The organism is Synechococcus sp. R5-13 (assembly GCF_047462015.1).
Lineage (GTDB): Bacteria > Cyanobacteriota > Cyanobacteriia > Thermostichales > Thermostichaceae > Thermostichus.
The window spans coordinates 1-4,682 of the sequence record NZ_JANSIL010000177.1 but is presented as its reverse complement, the minus strand read 5'-3'; the positions used below and the strand labels follow the sequence as shown (position 1 = coordinate 4,682).

Genomic DNA, 4,682 nt, shown 5'->3' with positions numbered 1-4,682 from the left:
AATCCGTACTGAACATATTATACATTATTTTCAGTATAGTTGAGCTTATTATTGACTAGAGTCATGCTCCGCGCGCAGCTTGGACATTTGCAGCGGTCACCTCAAACTCCTCTGGGGCAACTTCTCCATTCCTCACTCTTCTGGGCCAAAGGGGAAGGATCCAAGCAACAGAACATTTTGAGAACAGTCTCCAAACCATAGTCATTTCAAGCTAGATTGAGACACTCCCCAAGCGCTCTGTGCCGCTGCCGCGACCAACCCCAGCTCTTCTCCCAGAGAGAGAGGGAAGTTAGGGAACAATGCAACAGAAATGTTTCATTCCTGTTTAATAATGACTACACAAGTGGCTGCGCAGTTTATAGCTCTGTAGGGTGTTGGCCAGCAGCATCGTTACCGTCATCGGCCCTACGCCTCCCGGTACGGGCGTGATGGCAGCGGCCAGCTCTTTGACCGCTTCATAGTCCACATCTCCCACCAATTGCTCGGCTCCGGTGGGGGTCTCGATGCGGTTGATGCCAACGTCGATGACCACCGCGCCGGGTTTCACCATGTCTGCCCTCAATAGGCGGGGGCGGCCCACGGCCATCACCACAATGTCGGCGGCGCGGGTCACTTCTGCCAAGTCGGGGGTGCGGGAGTGGGCTAGGGTGACCGTCGCATCGGCGGCCAACAACATCAAGCTCAAGGGCTTGCCCACCAAGATGCTGCGACCAACCACCACTGCCTTTCGGCCTGCAATCGGGATCCCTTCTGCTTGCAACAGGCGCATCACGCCCAAGGGGGTACAACTGCGCAAGCCGGGTTCGCCGCGCAACAGCCGGCCCAGGTTGAGGGGGTGAAGTCCATCCACATCTTTGCCGGGATCGATTGCCAAAAGGGGGGGGATGGGATCCCAGCCGGGGGGCAGGGGCAGTTGGACGAGGATGCCATCCACCCGCTCGTCCTGATTGAGTTGGTCGATGGTGTCGAGCAAATGGGCAGGGGAGTCTTGGGCGGAAAAATGTCGGCCAAAAGAAGCAATGCCCAACCGCTCACAGGCCCGCTCTTTGCCACGCACGTAAGCCGCACTGGCGGGATCCTCTCCAACCCGCAGCACTGCCAATCCCGGTGGCCGCCCCACCTGGGGTATCCAAGCTTGCACTTGGGCGGCCATCTCCGCTTGCAAGCGGGCGGCTAAGGCTTTGCCATCGAGGATCTTTGCGGGCATGGGGGCGCAAGGATAAAGACAACCATCCAACGACCATCCATAGTGAAGCAGAATGGCAACAGCAGTGCAGGGGAAATGATCGGGTGGGATCCCTATGATTCGGGCAGGTCTTCTTCCTCTTGGCCCAATTGCTCGATGATGATCTCCACCTGCTGCCGCTTTTGCTCTAAAAAGTCCGCGCAGGTTTTCAGGGTTTGGGCGGCCTGTTGAAAGCGCTCCACCACTTCCGCCAGATCCAGTTCCCCCGATTCAATCTGGGCAATCAAAGTTTCCACCTCGGCAATGGCTGCTTCATAGCGCCACGGCTCCTCACGTTTGCGGCGGCTCATGGCTCTCCTCTACTCGTACCCATAGGCTTCCCGAGGCCAGTTGTATCATCAGGCGGGTTTGGGGAGGCAGGCGATGGGTGCGGATCAGGGATCCCTCTTCATCTCGCACCAGGGCATAGCCCCGTTTCAGAATGGCTTCGGGATCGAGCGCTTGGAGGCGATCTTGCAGGGCCTGTTGGTGCTGTTGGTGTTGCCGGAGGCGATGGCGCACGGCTTGGAGCAGGCGATGTTGGCGCTGGGTCAAGCGCTCCTGAGCCTGTTGCAACAGCCGCTCTGGATGCACGTAGACCAAGTGGTGCTGGGCCTGCTGCAAACGCTGCTGGGCTTTTTCCAAAGCTTGGCGGGTGCGTTCGATCAACTTCTGGCGCAACTGGGATCCCTGACGCTGCAATTCCCCCAGATCCGGCACGATCCGCTCGGCAGCTGCCGTTGGGGTATGGGCGGCGTAGTCGGCAGCGTAGTCAGCCAGGGTTTCATCCCGCTGGTGGCCAATCCCGGTGACCACCGGGATCCGACATTCGGCAATGGCTCGCACCACCCGCTCATCGTTAAAACAGGCCAAATCTTCGCTAGCTCCACCGCCCCGCGCCAAAAGAAGCACTTCCGCCCGCCCATCCTGTTCCACCCGGCGAATGGCCCGCACAATTGATTCCGGGGCCGCCTCCCCTTGCACTTGAGCCGGGGAGAACAGCACCCGTAGCCCGGGGTAGCGCTGGTTGAGGGTGCGCCGAATATCTCCCCAGCCGGCAGCGTGGGGGGAACTGACGACGGCAATGCACTGGGGATGAACAGGCAGAGGTCGTTGGTTGTCGAACAAGCCCTCGGCACTGAGGCGGGCCTTGAGCTGTTGAAATCGCAACGCCAACAGCCCTTCCCCGGCAGGCAGCAATTGCCAGATGACGAGGCGATAATGGCTGCCGCCGCTATAGATGCCAAGTTGCCCAAGGGCAAGCACCTGTTGCCCCACTTCCGGCCAGAAGCTGAGCCTGGAAGTTTGGCCCTGCCAGACCACCCCCTTGAGAACGTCGCCGGTTTCCGGATCGGTCAGGGTCAAGAACAGGTGGCCATTGCGGTTGCGCTGGCAACTGGAGACTTCCCCGCTCACCCACAGCCTGACCAAGTAGGGATCCCCGGCCAGCAGCGATTTCAAATAACGGGACACTCCCCCCACCGAGAGCAGGGGAGCTTCATCCGTGAGCAAAAACTCCATCCCACTGCTGCGGGCGGCTAAAGTCACTTCTGAAGGGACAGGATCGCGCATCCAGGGTTCTCGAATAGCGATGGGACTTGTCGGGATCCCATCTAGAATAGGCGACAACCGGGCGAGAGAGGAGGTGAGCTGGCGGGTGACCTTCGCCCAGTGGCTGGGGCTAGGGGCGCTGTTGGGCCTGCTAGTTCTGCTTTGGCAGATCCGGCAGATCCTGCTGTTGGTGTTCGCGGCCATTGTGTTGGCAGTAGCATTGGATACCTTGGCCCAGATCCCACAGCGCTACGGCTTTCGGCGTGGCCCCTCAATTGTCATCACCAGTTTGACGGTTTTGGTGGCCGCGATCTTGGTGGGGCTAATCGTGGTGCCCCCCCTGGCGGAGCAGTTGCGGCGGCTGTTTACCGATGGGGTGCCCGCCGGGATCGTGCAAGCGCAGCGACTGTTCGAGAGCTTGATTCTCTCTTTGCCGACGGATATTGAGCTGCCGACGCTGCGGGAATTGGCCAATAGCTTGGTGCCCCAGGCCACCGAGTTGGTGCGACAGGTGCGCGACTTTTTCTCCCAGTCCTTCACTGCCTTTTTTGGCACCCTGCTCAACCTATTGTTTGTAATCATCCTCACCATTTTGTTGTTGGCGGATCCCCAAGCCTACAGTCGCGCTTTTGTCTCGGTTTTCCCGGCCTTTTACCGTCCCCGCATTCGCTACATCCTCAAGCGCTGTGAGCTGGCGCTGCGGGGCTGGCTGATGGGGATCCTCTTCACCAGCACCTTGGTGATGCTGCTGAGTGGGATCGGGCTGTGGATTTTGGGGGTGCCCCTGATCTTGGCCAATGCGGTGCTGGCGGGATTGTTCAACTTCATCCCCAATATCGGCCCCACCTTAAGCGTGGTAGCCCCCATGCTGGTAGCCCTCACGGATGCCCCTTGGAAGTCCTTGGCAGTGCTGGGGCTGTATATCCTGATCCAGCAGTTGGAAAGCAGCGTCTTCACCCCCATCGTTATGTCCCGACAGGTGTCGCTCCTGCCCGCCCTAACCCTAGTAGCTCAAGTTACTTCAGCCTTTTTCTTTGGGGTGCTGGGCCTGTTCCTGGCCGTGCCTTTGGCGGCAATCCTGCAGGTGTGGATTCAGGAGGTGCTGATTCGGGATGTCCTGGATCCCTGGCAGGGATCCCGATTGCGGCCCTTGCTCAGGTTGGAAAGTGGAGAGAACGAGATCCAAAGCTCCACCCAGGATCCCATCCCGCCGCCGCAATCGGTGCGAGATGGTTAAGGGAGCAATGCTCCTGACTTGGCTCAACCCCATCAGCTTAGCCACACGACCGGCCCTTCCATTGGGCAGGAATCGACGTTCTCCCCACGGCTAGAGCCGGGGGATTCTTTCCCGTCGCTCCACGCTCCTCGCGCTTGACCGGTGTGAGAACGCGACAACTGGCAACTGCGCACCCAGGCAGAGCGGCATCGGGGAAACAGTGAGGCCCACGGCCCGCTGCGCGAAGGGCATTCTATCAACTTTCTATCAACTCAAGGACTCCGTCCCGCTATTGCTCACCTGGCAAGGCCGGACTGTGGAGTCCCGGCGGGAAAAGCCGCAACCCCTGCTGGCGCACTCGCCGCTCCTGGAAAGGGATAGGGGTCACGCGCGGCAAAGGCGTAGCCACAGGCTGGGGAGTTGAAGTGGGCACAGCTTGCGGAGAGGGCTCTGGGCTGGGCTCAGGCGTAAGCTCAGGTTCAGGAGTGGCCACCACGGGCGGTGGCGTTGGAACAGCCGGGATCCCCTCTGGTGTCGGACGGGGGCGGCCCAGTTGAAAGCGCGGCTGGCGACGAGGTGCAAGCGTGGGCGTCGCCTCTGGCGTTGGAGTCGGAGTGGGTGTGGGTGTGGGCGTCGGGCTGGGTGTTGGCGCCGGAGTAGGAGTGGGCGTGGGTGTCGGAGTTGGCGTTG

At 60.4% G+C, this 4,682-nt stretch carries 4 protein-coding genes and 1 pseudogene; 1 reads left to right on the top strand and 4 read right to left on the bottom strand.

What is annotated here, in order from left to right; translation table 11 throughout:
* Positions 1-325: 325 nt before the first annotated feature.
* The 3 genes from folD to xseA form a co-directional block, all read right to left on the bottom strand.
* Positions 326-1,207, bottom strand: a complete 882-nt coding sequence (gene folD, locus NW840_RS12905) for a bifunctional methylenetetrahydrofolate dehydrogenase/methenyltetrahydrofolate cyclohydrolase FolD (protein ID WP_414344695.1) — start codon at positions 1,205-1,207, stop codon at positions 326-328.
* A 92-nt stretch (positions 1,208-1,299) separates the two neighbouring features.
* On the bottom strand, positions 1,300-1,536 hold the full coding sequence (gene xseB, locus NW840_RS12900) for an exodeoxyribonuclease VII small subunit (protein ID WP_011431761.1): 237 nt from the start codon (positions 1,534-1,536) through the stop codon (positions 1,300-1,302).
* The gene (xseA, locus tag NW840_RS12895) at positions 1,517-2,797 is read right to left on the bottom strand and encodes an exodeoxyribonuclease VII large subunit (protein ID WP_414344694.1); all 1,281 of its coding nucleotides are present in this window, start codon (positions 2,795-2,797) and stop codon (positions 1,517-1,519) included. The genes xseB and xseA overlap by 20 nt, the downstream gene beginning before the upstream one ends.
* Before the next feature lie 73 nt (positions 2,798-2,870).
* On the opposite strand from xseA, the gene NW840_RS12890 reads away from it, so the two are divergent.
* A complete protein-coding gene (locus tag NW840_RS12890; RefSeq protein ID WP_414344693.1) occupies positions 2,871-4,013 on the top strand; it encodes an AI-2E family transporter in 1,143 nt (380 codons plus the stop codon).
* Between the two features lie 268 nt (positions 4,014-4,281).
* Here NW840_RS12890 and NW840_RS12885 read toward each other — a convergent pair.
* A pseudogene (locus NW840_RS12885) lies at positions 4,282-4,682 on the bottom strand (hypothetical protein); the annotation flags it as partial.

Excerpts from the sequence above, each read along its gene's own strand:
- folD (WP_414344695.1), bottom strand. The coding sequence starts at position 1,207 with ATGCCCGCAAAGATCCTCGATGGCAAAGCCTTAGCCGCCCGCTTGCAA.
- xseB (WP_011431761.1), bottom strand. The coding sequence starts at position 1,536 with ATGAGCCGCCGCAAACGTGAGGAGCCGTGGCGCTATGAAGCAGCCATT.
- xseA (WP_414344694.1), bottom strand. The coding sequence starts at position 2,797 with ATGCGCGATCCTGTCCCTTCAGAAGTGACTTTAGCCGCCCGCAGCAGT.